The sequence below is a fragment of the Streptomyces sp. NPDC058665 genome (assembly GCF_042714995.1).
In the GTDB taxonomy this organism is placed as follows: Bacteria; Actinomycetota; Actinomycetes; order Streptomycetales; family Streptomycetaceae; genus Streptomyces.
Window position 1 is genome coordinate 116,015 of record NZ_JBHXRX010000006.1, and the last position, 17,074, is coordinate 133,088.

Annotated in this window: 14 protein-coding genes; 11 read left to right on the forward strand and 3 right to left on the reverse strand. The window is 67.9% G+C overall.

Annotation, left to right across the window (positions count from 1 at the left end; translation table 11 throughout):
- Positions 1-131 precede the first annotated feature (131 nt).
- A complete protein-coding gene (locus ACFWV8_RS05620) occupies positions 132-2,999 on the forward strand; it encodes a BTAD domain-containing putative transcriptional regulator (protein ID WP_384198248.1) in 2,868 nt (955 codons plus the stop codon).
- 135 nt (positions 3,000-3,134) lie between these two features.
- Positions 3,135-3,602, forward strand: a complete 468-nt coding sequence (locus tag ACFWV8_RS05625; RefSeq protein ID WP_384198249.1) for a DUF4913 domain-containing protein — start codon at positions 3,135-3,137, stop codon at positions 3,600-3,602.
- A 19-nt stretch (positions 3,603-3,621) separates the two neighbouring features.
- On the opposite strand, the gene ACFWV8_RS05630 is transcribed toward ACFWV8_RS05625, so the two are convergent.
- Entirely contained in the window at positions 3,622-5,037 is a 1,416-nt protein-coding gene (locus tag ACFWV8_RS05630; protein ID WP_384198251.1) for an RICIN domain-containing protein, read from the reverse strand.
- A gap of 1,136 nt (positions 5,038-6,173) precedes the next feature.
- The gene (locus ACFWV8_RS05635; protein ID WP_384198253.1) at positions 6,174-6,692 is read right to left on the reverse strand and encodes a MarR family winged helix-turn-helix transcriptional regulator; all 519 of its coding nucleotides are present in this window, start codon (positions 6,690-6,692) and stop codon (positions 6,174-6,176) included.
- Positions 6,693-6,808: 116 nt separating this feature from the next.
- Here ACFWV8_RS05635 and zwf point away from each other — a divergent pair, with 116 nt between their 5' ends.
- The 4 genes from zwf to ACFWV8_RS05655 are packed head-to-tail and all read left to right on the forward strand — an operon-like array spanning position 6,809 to position 10,384.
- Positions 6,809-8,362: a glucose-6-phosphate dehydrogenase gene (zwf, locus tag ACFWV8_RS05640; protein WP_384198255.1), complete on the forward strand. Its 1,554-nt coding sequence runs from the start codon at positions 6,809-6,811 to the stop codon at positions 8,360-8,362.
- Complete coding sequence (opcA, locus tag ACFWV8_RS05645; protein ID WP_384198257.1) at positions 8,359-9,270, forward strand: glucose-6-phosphate dehydrogenase assembly protein OpcA; 912 nt, start codon at positions 8,359-8,361, stop codon at positions 9,268-9,270. The genes zwf and opcA overlap by 4 nt, the downstream gene beginning before the upstream one ends.
- 35 nt (positions 9,271-9,305) lie before the next feature.
- Complete coding sequence (gene gnd, locus ACFWV8_RS05650) at positions 9,306-10,193, forward strand: phosphogluconate dehydrogenase (NAD(+)-dependent, decarboxylating) (protein WP_384198381.1); 888 nt, start codon at positions 9,306-9,308, stop codon at positions 10,191-10,193.
- A 23-nt stretch (positions 10,194-10,216) separates the two neighbouring features.
- Positions 10,217-10,384 carry a hypothetical protein gene (locus tag ACFWV8_RS05655; protein ID WP_384198259.1) on the forward strand — a complete coding sequence of 56 codons (168 nt, stop codon included), beginning with the start codon at positions 10,217-10,219 and terminating at the stop codon, positions 10,382-10,384.
- Between the two features lie 5 nt (positions 10,385-10,389).
- Here the strand turns inward: ACFWV8_RS05655 and ACFWV8_RS05660 are convergent, their stop codons facing one another.
- Positions 10,390-11,262, reverse strand: a complete 873-nt coding sequence (locus ACFWV8_RS05660; protein WP_384198260.1) for a ketopantoate reductase family protein — start codon at positions 11,260-11,262, stop codon at positions 10,390-10,392.
- Positions 11,263-11,332: 70 nt separating this feature from the next.
- Here ACFWV8_RS05660 and ACFWV8_RS05665 point away from each other — a divergent pair, with 70 nt between their 5' ends.
- The 5 genes from ACFWV8_RS05665 (at position 11,333) to ACFWV8_RS05685 (ending at position 16,915) form a co-directional block, all read left to right on the forward strand.
- Positions 11,333-11,962 (forward strand): TetR/AcrR family transcriptional regulator, encoded by a 630-nt coding sequence (locus tag ACFWV8_RS05665; RefSeq protein ID WP_384198262.1) that lies wholly within the window; start codon positions 11,333-11,335, stop codon positions 11,960-11,962.
- A 160-nt stretch (positions 11,963-12,122) separates the two neighbouring features.
- Positions 12,123-13,226, forward strand: coding sequence for a type III polyketide synthase (locus ACFWV8_RS05670; RefSeq protein WP_384198263.1), 1,104 nt, complete (start codon positions 12,123-12,125; stop codon positions 13,224-13,226).
- Positions 13,223-14,539: an aldo/keto reductase gene (locus tag ACFWV8_RS05675; RefSeq protein ID WP_384198265.1), complete on the forward strand. Its 1,317-nt coding sequence runs from the start codon at positions 13,223-13,225 to the stop codon at positions 14,537-14,539. Before ACFWV8_RS05670 ends, ACFWV8_RS05675 begins: the two co-directional genes overlap by 4 nt.
- The gene (locus tag ACFWV8_RS05680) at positions 14,532-15,749 is read left to right on the forward strand and encodes a cytochrome P450 (protein ID WP_384198267.1); all 1,218 of its coding nucleotides are present in this window, start codon (positions 14,532-14,534) and stop codon (positions 15,747-15,749) included. The genes ACFWV8_RS05675 and ACFWV8_RS05680 overlap by 8 nt, the downstream gene beginning before the upstream one ends.
- A 98-nt stretch (positions 15,750-15,847) precedes the next feature.
- Positions 15,848-16,915, forward strand: coding sequence for a DUF418 domain-containing protein (locus ACFWV8_RS05685; RefSeq protein WP_384198269.1), 1,068 nt, complete (start codon positions 15,848-15,850; stop codon positions 16,913-16,915).
- Positions 16,916-17,074: the final 159 nt, after the last annotated feature.

The window sequence follows — 17,074 nt, forward strand, 5'->3', positions numbered from 1 at the left end:
GTGCCAAGGACATCGGACGTCGTTCACGCCCACCGGCATGCTCGTCGGCATCCACCTCGGGTGGCGTGTCGAGCCTCCGCCCTCCACAAGCCTCGGCCGGGAACCACAGCCAATCTTTGTATAGTCGAGGGGTGGACACAGCCTACGAAGTCCCCCTGCGTTTCGCCGTGTTGGGGCCGGTCCGGGCATGGCGTGGGGACGAGGAGCTGTCGCTCGGTTCGCCTCAGCAGCGGGTGGTACTGGCGGCGCTGTTGTTACGGCGTGGGCGCCTGGTCACCACCGCCGAGATCGTCCACGCCGTCTGGGGTGAGGATCCGCCGGCGGCGGCCGTACCCGTTCTGCGAACCTACGTGTCCCGGCTGCGCAAGATCCTGGAGCCCGATCGGGTTTCCGAGTCCCGGGCTGTGATCGTCTCGGCCACTGACGGATATCTGGCCCGCGTCCCTGAAGAGGCCCTGGATCTGGGCGTGTTCGAGCGGCGGGTCGCACAGGGCACGAAGTTGCGCACTGCGGGCGAGTTGTCCGCCGCGTCAACGCTGTTGCACGCCGCACTCGACGGGTGGCATGAAACTCCCCTGGCCGGGCTGGCGGGCCCGCTCGCCGAGGCCGAGCGCTTCAGACTGAGCGAAGTCCGACTGAGCACCCTTGAGGCCCGCTTTGACATCGATGTCCGGCTCGGGCGACACGAGACGATTGTTCGCGAGCTCTACGCTCTGACCAGCCAGCATCCGCTGCGGGAGCGGCTGTCGCAGCTGCTTATGCTCGCCTTGTACCGATCGGGGCGTCAGGCGGATGCGCTGGCGTGCTATCGCAAGATACGAAGCACCCTCGTGGCTGAGTTGGGCATCGAACCCGGCGCCGCACTGAGGGAACTGCACCACAGCATTCTGACGGCCGACGCGTCACTTGAGTACTCTCCGCCCCCGCGACAAGAGGTCGATCAAGTACCCGCCGCTGGCGCGCGGATCTGCCGGCCCGCCCAACTCCCGGCCGACTTGGCTACGTTCGCCGGTAGGCAGACCGAACTCGACCAGGCGCGTGCGCTGTTGCCGAAGGACGGCGGCCACTCGGAGGCGATGACCATCGGCGTCGTGACCGGCATGGCAGGAATCGGCAAAACAACTCTGGCCGTCCATCTGGCTCATGAGATCGCCGACGGGTTTCCCGACGGACAGCTCTTCATCAACCTGCGCGGTTTCGACGCGACCGGTTCGATCGTGACGCCGGAGGACGCCGTCCGGATCTTTCTCGACGCCCTCGGCGTCCCCTCACAGCGCATCCCCACGCAACCCGAGGCCCAGGCCTCGCTGTACCGCACTCTGCTGGCGGACCGGCGAATGCTGATCCTTCTCGACAACGCACGCGACGTCGAACACGTCCGGCCGCTGCTGCCCGGCTCTCCCACCTGCCTCGTCATCGTCACCAGCCGCAACCAACTCACCAGCCTGATGGTCAATGAGGGAGCGCAGCCGCTCACTCTGCAGCAGTTGACCCCCGCAGCCGCACGCGACTTCCTGAGGCTCCGACTCGGCGACGAGCGAGTGGGCGCACAGCCACTCGCGGTGGACGAAATCGTCACACACGCCGCTCGGCTACCTCTGGCACTCTCCGTTGTCGCCGCCCGCGCGGCGATCAATCCCGGCTTCCCACTCAGCGCCATCGCCGACGAGCTGCACGACACCCAGGGAAGTCTCGACGCCTTCGTGAGCGGTGATCTCAGCACCGATGTACGAGCGGTGTTCTCGTGGTCGTACGACGCCCTGTCCGTCCCGGCCTCGCGACTGTTCCGCCTCCTGGGCCTCCACACCGGCCCGGACATCTCCGCACCCGCCGCGGCCACCCTTGCGGGCCTCACCCTGCGGGAGACCCGCGGCCTGCTCGCCGAACTCTCCCACGCGCACCTGCTCATCGAGCATCTGCCCGGCCGCTACACCGTGCACGACCTCCTGCGCGTCTACTCCCGCGAACGAGTCGACACCGACGAGTCACAGGAGGAGCGCGACCGGGCGGTGGATCGGCTCCTCGGCTGGTACCTGCACACCGTGGACGCGGCGTATCCCTTCCTCGCCCCGCACCGCCGACGCATTCTCCTGGAACCGGCGCCTGCCGACTGCCGCCCCCTGGCGTTCACGGCTCACGACCAGGCTCTGCACTGGTGCGAGACCGAGCGCGCCAACCTCGTCGCCGCCGTGCACCAGGCCGCCGCGTCCGGCAGATCCGACATCGCCTGGAAACTCGCCGCCGGTCTGTGGGGATTCTTCTATCTCCGCAGCCATCTCCAGGACTGGCTGGACACCTCCCGGACAGCTCTCGCGGCAGCCCGCGCGGCCCACGACCGCAGAGGCGAGGCCCAGTCCCTCGGGGACGTGGCCGGCGCTCTGGCGCAGTTCCGCCGTTTCGACGAAAGCATCGCGTACTACCGGCAGGAGATGGTCCTCCGCCGCGAACTGGGGGACAGGCACGGCAGGATGCACGCCGTCGCGAATCTGGGCAACATCTACCTGAACAGCGGCAGACCCGACAAGGCCGTCGAGTACAGCCGGCGAGCGCTCGTCATGTCCCAACTCGTCGGCTACTCCTGGGGGCAGGCGATCGCCTTGGCCAATCTGGGCGACGCCTACCAGCAACTGGGCCGGTTCGACGAGGCCAAGGACTGCCTGGAGCAGTCGCTGACCGTCCTGCGGACCATCGACAATCGCTGGGTCGAGGGTGTGGTGCTCGACATCCTCGGTACGATCGATCACCAGCTCCGTCGCTACGACGATGCCGTCGAGCACTACGGCCGGGCGCTCGACGCACATCGGGACGTCGCCAACGAGACGGGCGAGGGCTACACCCTGAGCAATCTCGGCGATGTCCAACTGGCCACGGGCGAGCCCGAGGCGGCTCGCACCAGCTGGCTGAAGGCATTGGCCATCTGGGAGAACTTCGATCACCCGGACGCCGAGGCCATGAGGGACAGGCTCTGCCGCCTGAACGACCGCACGTGTGCCGCGTGATCGCGTGACCGCGTGAGACGAGGCTCGGTGAACCTCGTACGTCCTGTGTGCGTTGTGCTCCCCGGGGCAGGCACGGTCCGCACATGCCACAACCTCCCCAACAATTCGTCCAGATGCGCATGGGAAGGGAACACGATGACGGTCGACACCGCTGACGCCGGACAAGAGGCTCAAACACCCTCGGAGGACACCTCCGAGAAACCGCCCCCCTCCGCACCCCGGTTCATCCTCTATCTGGAGGGGCCCGAGTACGCCAAGAATCTGCGCCAGTTGACGCTGTGGGCCCACCATGTGCTGCTGCCGGTCTACGGCAGGGAGGTCACCTCCGCCGCCCCCTGGTGCTCCCGTTGGTGGGAGCACCAGGAAGCGGTGGCCCAGCTCCACGGCCTGTGGCTCGCCTGGGCGGATCTGACCGGCCCCGGCTCCGGGATGTCCGGACCCGCCAACTGGCACCGGGACCACCTGGGGCCGGTCATGCAGTCACTGCGAGATCCGTCGGGCCCCTTCGCCGGCTGCAAACCCGGCAACCACCGGTCGAAGGAGAAGCCCCCCGTCGATGCCGTCGACCCGTTCGGCCCCGACCGGGGCAGGGGCCCGAACTAGCAGTACGCCGGGAGGAGCGTCAGCTCTTCACGAACCGCCACTGGTGGTCGTCGCGGTCGTCGCAGGGGTAGATCGTGAGACTGGCGTTCGCGGGCTTCTCCTTCTCCGTCCGCGATATGTCGAGACACATGTCGCCGCTCATCTGGTTGCGGATCCAGTACGTGCCGTTGGGGCGCTTGTGGAACCACCAGAGCATGTTGTCCGCAAGGGTCGCCTTGCACCTGAACTCGTTCACCCGCATCGAGACCGGGGCGGGGTCGTCGTCGTACAGGTCCAGACAGCGGCCGTCCTTGACGTTGCGGATCAGGTACAGGTCGGCGCCGCCGGTGCCGCGGCCCTTGTGGGTCCGCTTCAGGGTCCATTGCTGGTTGTCGGCGCTCGTCGGGTCGCACGGGCGAGCGTCCTGGACCCTGCCGTGCTGCTTGCCCTCGCCCCGGCCGGGAAGATCGACGCAGGTGCCGAACTTCTCATTCTTGATCAGGAGCGGACCGGTGGGGAACTTGGGGCCGGTCGCCCTGGGCTTCGTCGGCGTCGGCTCGGGCTCCGGCTCCGCGGGCTTCGGCTTCGGTTTCGGCTTGGGAGGGGCGGGCTTCGTCTTGGAGGACGACGGCGACGGCGACGGCGACTTCGTGACCGAAGGCGACGCCGAAACCGAAGGCACCGGGCTGCTGGGGCGCGAGTAGCCCGGTGGCCGGAACGTCATCGGGGAATTGCTCGCCTCCTGACCGGAACCGGCCGCCTGATTCTTCCCCTCGGCCCCTCCCGATCCCGTGCCACTGCCCAGCGCCACCAGCGAGCCGACGACCAGTACCGCGACGGCGGCGGCCACTCCGCCGATGAACAGGGGCCGCTGGAACAGCCCCGGCCGCTCGTACTCCTCGTCCGACTGGGACTGCTTCCTCGGCCGGGCGGACTCCCCTCCCGGCACCGCGCGAAGAGCGGGAGAAGGCGTGGGCCGTGGCCTCGCGGGCGGCTCCGGCAGCGCGTTCGTCTTCGCCTCGCGACCGGTGTCCGGGGTTCCGGCCTCGGTCTCGGTCTCGGCCCGCGGCCTGCCGGACTCGAACGGCTCGACAGGCTCCCGTTGCTGCCGGGCGCGCTCGCCGGAGCCGCCGGCCGCGACCGGCCCCTTCTCCGCGTCCTCCTCGTCGTCCTCCTCCTTCTCACGCTGCTCCAGCAGCTTGCTGGACCCGTCCGGCGCGACCTCCACGATCGCCGTATAACCCGCCGACGGGTCGGAGATGGCTCCCGTCACCGGAGCGTTCAGGCCGCGCGCGTATCCGTGCAGCATGTCGAGGATCGCGACATCGAGCGGCTCGCCCGGCACCACAGTCACCGGATCGCCGTCGATGGCGGCGGAACCGTCGCCGAAGATGACTACCGAGAAGTGGGCGGGCGGCTCGGGCCCCGGGCCGCCGGCTTCGTCACCTCTGTTCATGTCCATACCTTCCTTACGGTGTCGGCGCGCGGCCTCGCACGGGCACGGCCCACGCGCCACGGCAGCTCTGCGCACACCGCAACGGACACCGGAGGGAAACAGTTCAACTCCGCCGGATCTGAACCGACTACGGTCCCTCACCGTTGTTGCTCAAGATGCCCCGTCATGACCACCCTGCCGCAAGTCGGTTTAGGAGCACCGCATGTCCGATACGGACAGAGTTGACGACCCTGATCGGAAAGAGGAAGAGAAGGGGTGGAGCACCCGGCTGGGGAGAGCGGTAACCGCACTCAAGCCCCTGGGGCGGACAGCCCGGCGAGCCGCGGCTTCGGACAATGCCATGGTGCTCGCGGTCTGGCTGATGGTCGGGGCAGCTGTCTTGGCCGGACTCGGGTTCGGGGGTGGTGTCGTGGCAGGGGTCGCCCTGACTGGATTGGCCGTCGGAGCGATCGCGTTCAGCTCTCGGAGGTCGGAGAAGAAGAGGGCGCGCGAACAGGAACAGGAACAAGCCCCTTCAGCGCAGCCGCAGAAGAAAGCCTCCGAAACCGAACTCACCGAAGCAGTCAAGGAGGCGGTACGGGAGGCGCTCACCGAGGCTCGGGGGGGCCGCGGTGACCAGGTGGGCCTCACACTTGGGGATCCGAACCAGCGACCGGTGACGCGATCGACAGACTACGGAGACTGGTCGAGGCCGACCTCGCCGACTGAACGAGCGGGCCTGTCGCCGTCACCGGTCAGCGTGCCTCAGAACCACGAAACCGCAAGCAGTGCACATGAAGCGATAGCGAAATTCCTGAGGGAACAACAAACACCGGAACCTGACGCACGGCCAAGTAACGCAGCGCGCGGCGCATACGCGGACAGGCCCTTGCCCAACTTTTCCAAGCCCCAGCCCCAGCGCCAACGCCGGGCGCAGTGAGGTTACTCCGGCCGGAGCGCGGCCAGTCGCCGCTCGAAGGGGACAACGTGATGCGGTCGGCGAGGCCGTCGGTGCCATCGCCGAATTGATCGGGGCGTTCTTGGCAGCGAGCAGGGACCGGTGGGTCGGAGCCTCCGGCACGTCCGCCGGGCGCCCCTTTTCCGCTGCCCGGCGGGTGCGCCGGCGCCTCGTGGTCGTCGCCATGAGCCTCGGTTGACTAATCAACCATCCTGGTGGTTGTCTTGCCGCGGAAGCCTCCTCGACCGCCTTGGAGTGAATCCTTTTCCAGCTGCTCCAGAAGGCGCTTCGAGAGTTCGCTGAACGTGTTCAGCTCCTGTGCTGTGAAGGGGGTGATGAACAGGCGGCGCACAGCTCCGGCGTGGAGTGGGGCCGCCGCCACGATCGCTTCCCGGCCGGCCGGGGTGGCGACCACGAACGCGCCGCGGCCGTCCTCGGGGCACGGCTCACGAGTCACCAGTCCGCGTTTCGTCATCCGGGCGATGTGGTGGGACATGCGGCTCTTCTCCCATTCCACCGCCCTGGCCAGGTCCAGGAAGCGGAGCCGGCCCTCGGGTACCTCGGTGAGATTGAGGAGAACCGCGTAGTCGGCGGCGGACAGGTTGAACTCGGTCTGCAGATCGCGGAAGAGCCGGCCGATGAGCCTGCTCTGCAACCGGACGAAGTTGTGCCAGGCGTGCTGCTCCGCCGGGGTGAGCCGGCTTGGTTCCTCAGTCATGCGTGTAAGGGTAGAGGGGTTTGTTGATGTGTCACCCAGTCATGTAGATTGAGCATCGATAACGGTTGATGCATCATCTAATATGAAACGCCTTGCCGCGAAAGGGGATTGACGCGATGTCGGACACAACCCCGACGTCTGGGGCGGACGGGTGGACGAACCCTCTGCGCACCGCCTCCGACCGCCGGCTGCCGCGTATCGCGGGCCCGTCGGGTCTGGTCATCTTCGGTGTCACCGGTGACCTGTCCCGCAAGAAGCTGATGCCGGCCGTGTACGACCTCGCCAACCGCGGGCTGCTGCCACCGGGCTTCTCACTCATCGGCTTCGCCCGGCGGGACCGGGAGGACGAGGACTTCACGCGGACAGTCCACGACTCGGTGCGCGAACACGCCCGTACGGAGTTCCGGGAGGAAACCTGGCAGCAGCTCGCCGATGGCATGCGTTTCGTCCTGGGCGACTTCGGTGATGACGAGGCGTTCAAGAAGCTCCGGGAGACCGTCGACGACCTCGACGAGTCCCGGGGCACCAGCGGCAACTTCGCCTTCTACCTGTCCGTGCCGCCGAAATTCTTCCCCAAGGTCGTCCGGCAGCTGAAGAAGCACGGACTGGCCGACGCGCCCGATGGCTCCTGGCGGCGGGCGGTGATCGAGAAGCCCTTCGGGCGGGACCTGAGGAGCGCCCGTGAGCTGAACGCGCTCGTCCACGACGTGTTCGAGCCGGACCAGGTGTTCCGCATCGACCACTACCTGGGCAAGGAGACCGTCCAGAACATCCTGGCGCTGCGCTTCGCCAACCAGATGTACGAGCCGATCTGGAACCGGTCGTACGTCGACCACGTGCAGATCACGATGGCGGAGGACATCGGCATCGGCGGCCGGGCCGGCTACTACGACGGCATCGGCTCGGCTCGCGACGTCATCCAGAACCACCTCCTCCAGCTTCTCGCCCTGACAGCCATGGAGGAGCCCATCGCTTTCGACGCCGATGCGCTGCTCACCGAGAAGCTCAAGGTCCTGAAGTCGGTGCGGCTGCCGGAGGAACTGGGCGAGCACACCGTGTTCGGCCAGTACACGGCCGGCTGGCAGGGCGGCGAGAAGGTCGTCGGCTATCTCCAGGAAGACGGCATCGATCCCGCGTCGCGGACCGACACGTACGCGGCCGTCAAGCTGGAGGTGGACAACCGCCGTTGGGCGGGCGTCCCGTTCTACCTGCGCACCGGCAAGCGGCTGGGCCGCCGGGTCACGGAGATCGCGGTGGTCTTCCAGCGTGCCCCGCACTCGCCGTTCGACTCGACCGCCACCGCGGAACTCGGCACGAACGTGCTGGTCATCCGAGTGCAGCCCGACGAGGGCATGACCACCCGATTCGGTTCGAAGGTGCCCGGCACCTCGATGGAGATCCGTGACGTGACCATGGACTTCGCCTACGGCGAGTCCTTCACCGAGGAGAGTCCCGAGGCGTACGAGCGCCTGATCCTCGACGTCCTGCTCGGCGACGCCAACCTCTTCCCGCGCACCGAGGAGGTCGAGGAGTCCTGGCGGATCCTCGACCCGATCGAGGAGTACTGGGAGACGCACGGCAGGCCCGCGCGGTACCCGTCGGGCCGCTGGGGCCCCAGCGAGGCTGAGGAGATGCTCGCACGAGACGGACGGAAGTGGCGCAGGCCGTGATCACCGACCTCACGTACACGACGGCCGCCCGGATCAACAAGGCATTGACCGAGGGCAGGGCCAACGGCAGCGCCGCTGTCGGCATGGTGCTCACTTTCGTCATCGTCACCGACGAGGAGAACGCACACGACGCGGTGAAGGCCGCGACCGAGGCCTCGCGTGAACATCCCTCCCGGATCCTGGCCGTCATCAAGCGGCCGGCCCGTGGCCTCCGGCACCGCAGCGATCCCCGCGTCGATGCCGAGGTCCGTATCGGCGGCGACGCCGGCAGCGGTGAGACCGTGCTGCTCCGGTTGTACGACGAGGCCGTCGACCACGCCGACTCGGTGATCCTGCCGCTGCTGCTGCCGGACGCCCCCGTCGTCGTCTGGTGGCCGACCGACGCGCCGGCGGCGCCCGCCGAAGACCCGCTGGGCGCGCTCGCCCAGCGCCGGATCACGGACATGTACGCGGCAGAGGAGCCGCTGCGGGAACTGGCCGAACGTGCGGCCTCCTACGCCCCCGGCGACACGGATCTGGCCTGGACGCGCCTCACCCCGTGGCGTTCCATGCTGGCCGCGGCCCTCGACCAGGTCCGCACCACCGTCACTTCGGCGGTGGTGGAGAGCGAACCGGGCAACCCCAGCGCCGAGTTGCTGGCCCGCTGGCTCACCGACCGCCTCCGCGTACCGGTCGAGCAGCGGGACACCGAGGGCCCTGTGGTGACAGGGGTCCGGCTGTACACAGGGTCGGGCGAGATCCACATCGATCGCCCGGTCGGCGCGGTGGCGACCCTCTCCATCACCGGCCAGCCCACCCGCACCCTCGCCCTGCGCGTGCGGAGCACGGCCGAGCTGATCGCCGAGGAACTGCGCCGTCTCGACCCGGACGACGCGTACGCGGCGGCGCTGCCCACAGCGTTCTTTTGACCGAACCCAGCACAGGAGCAAGTGACATGACGGCGATGGAACTCGGACTGGTCGGCCTGGGCAAGATGGGCGGCAACATGCGCGAGCGGATACGCCGTGCGGGCCACATCGTCATCGGCTACGACAGCAACCCCGAGGTCTCCGACGTGAACAGCCTCGGTGAACTCGTCGGCAAGCTCGACGGGCCGCGCGTGATCTGGGTGATGGTCCCCGCGGGTCCGGCGACGCAGGGCGTCATCGACGAGCTGGCGGAACTGCTGTCTCCCGGTGACATCGTGGTCGACGGCGGCAACTCCCGCTGGACGGACGACGAGAGACACGCCGTTGAGCTCGCCGCGAAGGGCATCGGCTTCGTCGACGCCGGCGTCTCCGGCGGTGTCTGGGGTTTGCGGAACGGTTACGCCCTCATGGTCGGCGGTGCGGCTGAGGACATCGCCGTCGTGCGGCCGGTCTTCGAGGCGCTCAAGCCGGCGGGCCCGTACGGCTATGTCCACGCGGGCAAGGTCGGCGCCGGGCACTTCGCGAAGATGGTCCACAACGGCATCGAGTACGCCATGATGCAGGCCTACGCCGAGGGCTGGGAGCTGCTGGAGAAGGTCGACTCCGTCACGGATGTGCGTGAGGTCTTCCGGTCCTGGCAGGAGGGCACGGTGATCCGCTCCTGGCTGCTCGACCTGGCCGTGAACGCCCTGGACGCCGATGAGCACCTCGGCGAGCTCAGGGGATACGCCGACGACTCGGGTGAGGGCCGCTGGACGGTCGAGGCCGCCATCGACAACGCCGTACCCCTCCCCGCCATCACCGCCTCTCTCTTCTCCCGGTTCGCGTCCCGGCAGGACGATTTCCCGCAGATGAAGATGATCGCCGCCCTGCGCAACCAGTTCGGCGGCCACGCCGTCGCCGCCGCCATCGACAACGAGTAGCCATCCAGGAATGTGAAGGTGAAATGGATCAGACGCTGTCACGATGTCCGCACCCGCTCAGTCGCGACGCGGGCAAAGGCGAGTACACCACCGGTCAGTACCGCGGCATGCTGATGCGTGCCCTGGCGCTGAGGCCCGAGCAGCTCGTGCCCGTGATCGAGTCGTGTGTGGTGAGGTTTTCGCCGTTCTGACTCGCTCAGCGGGCTCCCGCAGGGGCGCGGAGCTGTTCGGCCAGCCGATCGAGTTCGGCCGCCACGGCGGGCGAGGTGGCGCTGAGTCCGCTGTTCACAGCCGTCGGGCTCTTCAGGAAGCGCCGGAGCACGGCCACCAGGAGCCCTTGCGGCAGAGTCCGCAGCGCGGCGAACGCGCGAGGTACCGGCGGCGTCTTCATCGCGGCGAGGTTCTGCCGCATGAGGCGGAGCATGCCGCGGACCGCGGCCGGGTCGTCGGCCAGCGCTACCGGGCCGCCCGCCGCGTGTACCGCCTGACCGAGCGGGACCTCGAACGCGGCGTGCGTCCTGAGCCAGGCATCCATCCGCGGCTCGGCCTTGGCGTTGAACCCGGCGGTACGGAACGTCTCCACGAGCCGTACCAGTCGCGGGGTGGTACGGCCGTCGGGCTCGCCGATCGGTATCGCGACCCGGCGGGTGATGAAGTTGGTCTTCCGGTAACGGATCACGTCGCCGTCCATCGTGCCGCCGCTCGTGGGGAAGCCGAGCAGCACCCGCTCGTGGCCGATCACCGCGCCCAGCGTCTCAGGGCCGGCTGCCCAGTTGAGCAGGAACAGCACGTCACCTTGGACACCGGCGAGTGAGTCCAGCACCGCGTCCACCTGGTGGGTGCGGACGAAGACGGTGATCAGGTCGTACCCGCCGTCCGGGTGCTCGACCACTGGTACCGGCACCCGCCTGGCAGCCGGGTCGTTTTCCTCGGCGAGCCGCACTCCGTGCCGGCGCAGCGCGGTCAGACGCTCGCCCCGGGCGAGGAGCGAGACGTCGTGGCCGGCCTCGTGCATACGGGCGGCGAACAGGCTGCCGCAAACCCCGGCGCCGTACACGAGCAGCTTCATGACAGCCCTCTCTCATACGTTCGTTTGAATCATACGTTCGTTTCATTGAAACATATGTAGAGTCCCTCGTGTGGCGACCCCAGACACCCGCACCCAGATCCTCGACGCGGCCGAGCACCTCTTCGCCGAGCACGGATACCGCGGCACCTCGGTCCGCGCGATCACCAAACTCGCCGGAGCGAACCTGGCCGCCGTCGGCTACTACTTCGGCTCGAAGGCGGAGCTGATGGCCGCGGTCGCCCGCCGCGTGATCGAGCCCATCAACGCCGCCCAGTGCGCCGGGCTCGACAAACTGCTCGCCCGGACCCCCGACCCATCGGTCGGTGAACTGGTGGAGGCATTCGCGGGGCCGCTGTTCGACGTGATGCCGGCCGGCGGCGAGGGAAGCGCCCGGACGTCCCGGCTGATCATGACGATCCTCAGCGACCCGGCCGAGGAGGTACGCGGCTGGACCGGCCCGGCCGACGCCTCGGTCCGCGAGCGCTACCTCGCGGCCTTCGCGCGCGTACTGCCCGGCCTTTCCCCGGAGGAGCTGTGGTTCCGGATGCGGGGGATCCTCGCCGTGACGGCCGTCGACCGCCTTGAGGTCCACCAGCAGCCGTCCCCCGGCTGCGTGTCCCCGGCGGCGGGCGAGGCGGCCCGGCGATGGGCGATCACGTTCCTGACGGCGGCGGCGAGCGCGCCACCGACCCGGACCTGACGACCCAAGACCCCACTCAGCGCACCCGATCGAGGGTCGGCTTGGCGTTGAACCATCCGGCAACTTCGACCGTAGTGGATCAGCACAGGGGCCACAGAGCCCGATGGATGAACACGGGGATCCCTGAATCATCTGTTCCTGAATACCGATCGGAAGACGTGTGCCTGTACTTTGCTGCCCAGCGGTCGACGTACCCGAATACACGATCAGTATGCGGGAGACGCTTGAGCTCGCGGAGCGCCTCCACCCTGATCACGATCAGCTGCCGTTGGCACTCAAGTTGATCGAGAATACCGGAGTACGGACCCGGCATCTGGTTCAGCCCATCGAAAGAACCCTGGCGCATCCGGGATTTGAGGAACGCAACCGAATTCATCTCCGGGAAGCGAAGGCCCGGATACCGGCCGTGGTCGAGCGGGCACTGCGGAATGCCGCGCTCAGTGCCGACCAGGTTGATGCCATCATCTACGTGTCGTGCACGGGATACAGCATGCCGTCCCTGACCGCATGGATGATCAATAACCTGGGATTTCGGGCGGACACACGCCAGTTGCCCATCTCGCAGCTGGGTTGCGCCGCGGGCGGCGCCGCCATCAATCGTGCCAGTGACTTCTGCCGGGCCCATGCCGACGCGAATGTCCTGATAGTTTCCTGTGAATTCTGTTCCCTCTGCTATCAACCGACCGATATGACCGTGGGAAACCTGCTGTCCAACGGGTTGTTCGGGGACGCGGTGGCTGCCGCTGTCGTTCGTTCGGAGGGCGGCAGCGGAATACAGTTGGCGCGGAACGGATCGCACCTCGTGCCGAACACCGAGGATTGGATCTCGTACGCGGTGAAGGCCACCGGGTTCCATTTCCTGCTCGACCGAAGAGTCCCGGGGACGATGAAGCAACTCGCCCCTGCTCTGATCGATCTGGCCGACAAGCACGGGTGGGACGCGGGCGCGCTCGACTTCTACATCATTCACGCCGGCGGACCGAGGATTCTCGACGACCTGTCTCTTTTCCTCGGCGTCGATCCAGCCATGTTCTCCTACAGCCGCAGCACCCTGACGGAGTACGGGAACATCGCCTCCGCCGTCGTACTCGACGCCCTGCGCCGACTGATCGAATCAGGGACCGTTCCGCACGGGGCACGGGGAATGCTCGCCGGGTTCGGGCCCGGCATCACTGCCGAAATCGCGCTGGGCACCTGGGTTGCCCCTGACGCACAGCTCTCCACGCCGCTCCCCTCTCACGAAGAAAAGGAATTCGCACTGTGACCATCTCGCCGAACGGCGTCAGTCAGCAGTTGACCATCGGAGGAGACCGTACGGTCAACCGGATCGGCTACGGTGCCATCAAGCTGACCGGGCCGGGATGCTGGGGGCCGCCGAAGGACCCGGCGTCAGCCGTCCGACTGCTGCGCCGCGCCGTGGAGTTGGGCGTCAATTTCATCAACACCGCGGATGCCTACGGGCCGGACTTCAACGAGCAGATCATCCGCGAAGCACTGCATCCCTACCCCGAGGACCTGGTGATCTGCACCAAGGGCGGCTTGTTGCGGCGCGGCCCCGGAGACTGGCGGGAGGGGTACATCGCCGCTTGCGGCCGGCCCGAGTATCTGCGCCAGCAGGTCGAGATGAGCCTGCGCAACCTGGGTCTGGACTGCCTCGACCTGTATCAGCTGCACAGCATCGACCCGGCTGTGCCCCTCACGGACCAGGTGGGTGAGCTGCGACGGCTTCAGGAAGAGGGGAAGATCCGGCACATCGGGCTCTCCTCCCAACCCGGAGTGACGATAGAGCAGTTGAAGGAGGCGGCCAGTGTCGCCACGATCGCGTCGGTGGAGAACCTCTACAACATCGGCGACCGCACCGACGAGGCGGTCGTCAGGTATGCCGAGGAACAGGGCATCGCCTACATCTGCTACTGGCCGCTGGGCAGCGGAAGCCTGCTGGCGTCGCACAGCAAGCTCGCCAAGGCGGCCGGCGAGATCGGAGTGAAGCCCGCCCAACTGGCCCTCGCCTGGCTGCTGCGCGACTCGCCCACGACACTGCCGATCCCCGGCACGACGTCGATCGAGCACTTGGAGGAGAACCTGCGGGCGGCCGACATCCTGCTGGACGACGATCAGTGGGACGAGATCGCCCGAAGCTCCCGGGAGGAAGCTCCGACCCGGCCCTCCGCGCCCGTTCGGCGCGTACCGAAGGAACACCCGAACGTCGAAACCCTGCGATCCGTGTACGAGAACCTCTCATCCATCGGGGAGTACTCGGACGACGACGTCGTCCTGCACCCGGCCGGGCGCACCGAGCGCGATCCCGGAGATATCGTGGGCAAACCCGCGGTCGTGGCGCGGCAGGCGGCGCTTCTCGAACTTCACCACGGCACCACGGTGATGGAGCTGGAGAGCATCACCGCCAACGACTACTTCGGGGCGGTGCTGGGCACCGTGCACACTAAGTACCCACAGGTCGCTGCAGTGCGGTTCTGCGGACTCTGGCGCTTCAGGGACGGCCGGATCGTGGAGCACTGGGAGAACGCCTACAACACCCAGGAAGCCCTGAAAAAGCTGACGCAGACTCATGGCTGAGCAACCCCCGGTGGACGACAGCGCGGTCTGGGACTGCCCCTTCCACCACAACGAGGCACTTGAGTTCGATCCGCTGCTGCTGCGGCTGCTCGATGAGGACCCTGTGGCGCGGATACGCATGCGACACGGGACCGGTGAGGCATGGCTGGTGTCCCGGTACCGGGACGTACAGACGGTTACCTCGGACCGCCGATTCAGCCGGGCCGCCGGAGTTGGCCGGGACCTGCCGCGGATGACACCGCAGCCCATCGCGCACTCGGACGCGATCAACAACATGGACCCTCCTGAGCACACCCGATTCCGCCGGGCGATCGCTCAGGGGTTCACGCGCCCCGCCGTCGAGCGTCTGCGGCCCCACACCGAGAGAGTGGTGAATCAGCTGCTGGACGACCTGGCCGGGACGAGCGCCCCGGCCGACCTGGTCCAGCACTTGTCCTCGCCACTGCCTCTGGCGGTGACGAGTGAGATGTTCGGCATCCCGGAACGTGATCGGAGCTGGTTCCAGGAACGGGCCGCGGCGGTCATGACGTTGGCGAGCCTGCGGAGCGCCGAAGCGGCACAGGCGAAGTCGGATCTGCGCGGCTACTTCACCGAGCTGGCCGAGCGCAGGCGACGGGAGCCGGGTGACGACCTGCTGAGCGCGATGGGCAGGTCCGAAGGTGCCGACGAGCCGCTCACCGACACCGAGCTGGCGATGCTCGGGCAAGTGATCGTGGTCGCTTCCGACACGCTGACCTTCGAGATCAGCAACATCATCTACACCTTGCTCACCAGGGACGCCTTCCTTGCCGAGCTCCGAACACGGCCCGAGCGGCTCCCCGCAGCCATAGAGGAGATGCTGCGGTTCATTCCCTTCCGGCAGGGAGTCGGTATTCCACGGGTGGCCACCGAGGACGTGGAGCTGAGCGGGACAAGGATCCGAGCTGGTGACGCGGTGCATGTGTCGTATCTGAACGCCAACCGGGACGGCGAAGTGTTCACCCGCCCGCACGAGTTGGACCCGCGACGGGAAGCCGCGCAGCACATGGTGTTCGGATACGGCCCGCACCGGTGTCCCGGCGCGCAGCTGGCCCGGATGGAGATGCAGGTCGCCTTGGCGGCGCTGCTGCGCCGCTTCCCGAAGCTGCGGCTGGCGGGCGAGCCCGGCGACATCGTGTGGAACGCGGAGTCCATCTGGCGGTTCCCGCTCGCGCTTCCGGTCCGCTGGTAGGGCTCCGGAGCACCGCTGGACGGAGCGGACGGATACGAGAGATCGACCTGCTGCGCGGATTCGCCCTGCTGGGCATTCTCCTGGTCAATCTCCCGGCCATGGCCGGACCTCATATGGGTCCGGGGGGCGAACTGTCCGTGTGGTGGGTGGACGAGGCGGCCGACTGGCTCGTCACGGTCCTGGTCAGCGCCAAGTTCTACCTGCTCTTCTCCTTCCTGTTCGGTTACAGCTTCACGTTGCAGAGGGCCTCGGCCGAGCGCGCGGGGGCACCGTTCGCTCCTCGGCATCTGCGCCGGTTGAGCTGCCTGTTCCTCCTGGGGCTCGTGCACGGCGTCTTCCTCTTCTCCGGCGATGTCCTGATGGTCTACGCGGTGCTGAGCCTCGTCCTCTTCGCGGTCAGGGACATCGAGCCCCGGACCGCCGTACGGGCGGCGGCCTGTCTTGTCATCGGTGTCGCGGTATGCCTCCTGGCCTGGGGCCTGTCGACGGTCGCCTACGCGGAGCCGATGAATCCGCGGGACCGCACGGCCGCGATCCAGGAGATCGCGGCTGCCTACCAGGGGGACTTCGGCTCCGTCGTCCGGGCCAATCTGGGGTGGTTGCGCGACTCCCTGGGCTGGAGCGTCCTGTACGGCGCCGACATGCTGGCGGCCTTCCTGGTGGGACTGGCCGCCGGCAGGCGCGGGCTGCTCAGTGACACCGGCCGGCACCGCGCGCGGATGGTGCGGATCGTCGTCCGCGCGCTGCCCGTCGGCCTGGCGGGGAGCATCTTCATGGCGGTCTGCCGCAACGGGCCGCTGGACGCCCGGTGGTACGACGTCGGCTCGGCCGTCGGCGTGCTCACCGCCCCGGCGCTCACGGCCGCGTACGTCTGCGGACTGCTGCTTCTGCTGCACTCCCGGCCCGGCGGCCGTACCGCCGGCGCACTGGCGGGGGCCGGCCGACTGGCCCTTACGCACTACCTCACCCAGTCCCTGGTGATGGCGCTGGTCTTCACCGGTTACGGACTGGCCTGGTACGGCCGCCATGGCACCGTGGTGCTGCTGGCGGGGTGCTTCGCCCTGTACGGGGCGCAACTCGCGTACGGCGGGTGGCTGTTGCGCCATGTCCGGTACGGACCGGTCGAATGGCTGCTGCGCGCGGTGACGCTGGCTCGCAGACCCTAGGGCGTGTTTGAGAAGTCCCGTCTGGCCCACGGCGTCTGGCACGCGCGCTCGCTGCGTTGTCGGAGTCATCCAAGTACGTCCAGTACGAGGATGATCCTCCGCCTTGCGATCGCACGCACCAGACGCCGTGGGCCCCGCCCAATGGGCGGACGACGCTAC

Coding starts and splice junctions, on each gene's coding strand:
- ACFWV8_RS05625 (WP_384198249.1), top strand. CDS start 3,135: ATGACGGTCGACACCGCTGACGCCGGACAAGAGGCTCAAACACCCTCG.
- ACFWV8_RS05630 (WP_384198251.1), bottom strand. CDS start 5,037: ATGAACAGAGGTGACGAAGCCGGCGGCCCGGGGCCCGAGCCGCCCGCC.
- ACFWV8_RS05635 (WP_384198253.1), bottom strand. CDS start 6,692: ATGACTGAGGAACCAAGCCGGCTCACCCCGGCGGAGCAGCACGCCTGG.
- zwf (WP_384198255.1), top strand. CDS start 6,809: ATGTCGGACACAACCCCGACGTCTGGGGCGGACGGGTGGACGAACCCT.
- gnd (WP_384198381.1), top strand. CDS start 9,306: ATGGAACTCGGACTGGTCGGCCTGGGCAAGATGGGCGGCAACATGCGC.
- ACFWV8_RS05655 (WP_384198259.1), top strand. CDS start 10,217: ATGGATCAGACGCTGTCACGATGTCCGCACCCGCTCAGTCGCGACGCG.
- ACFWV8_RS05660 (WP_384198260.1), bottom strand. CDS start 11,262: ATGAAGCTGCTCGTGTACGGCGCCGGGGTTTGCGGCAGCCTGTTCGCC.
- ACFWV8_RS05680 (WP_384198267.1), top strand. CDS start 14,532: ATGGCTGAGCAACCCCCGGTGGACGACAGCGCGGTCTGGGACTGCCCC.
- ACFWV8_RS05685 (WP_384198269.1), top strand. CDS start 15,848: ATGGCCGGACCTCATATGGGTCCGGGGGGCGAACTGTCCGTGTGGTGG.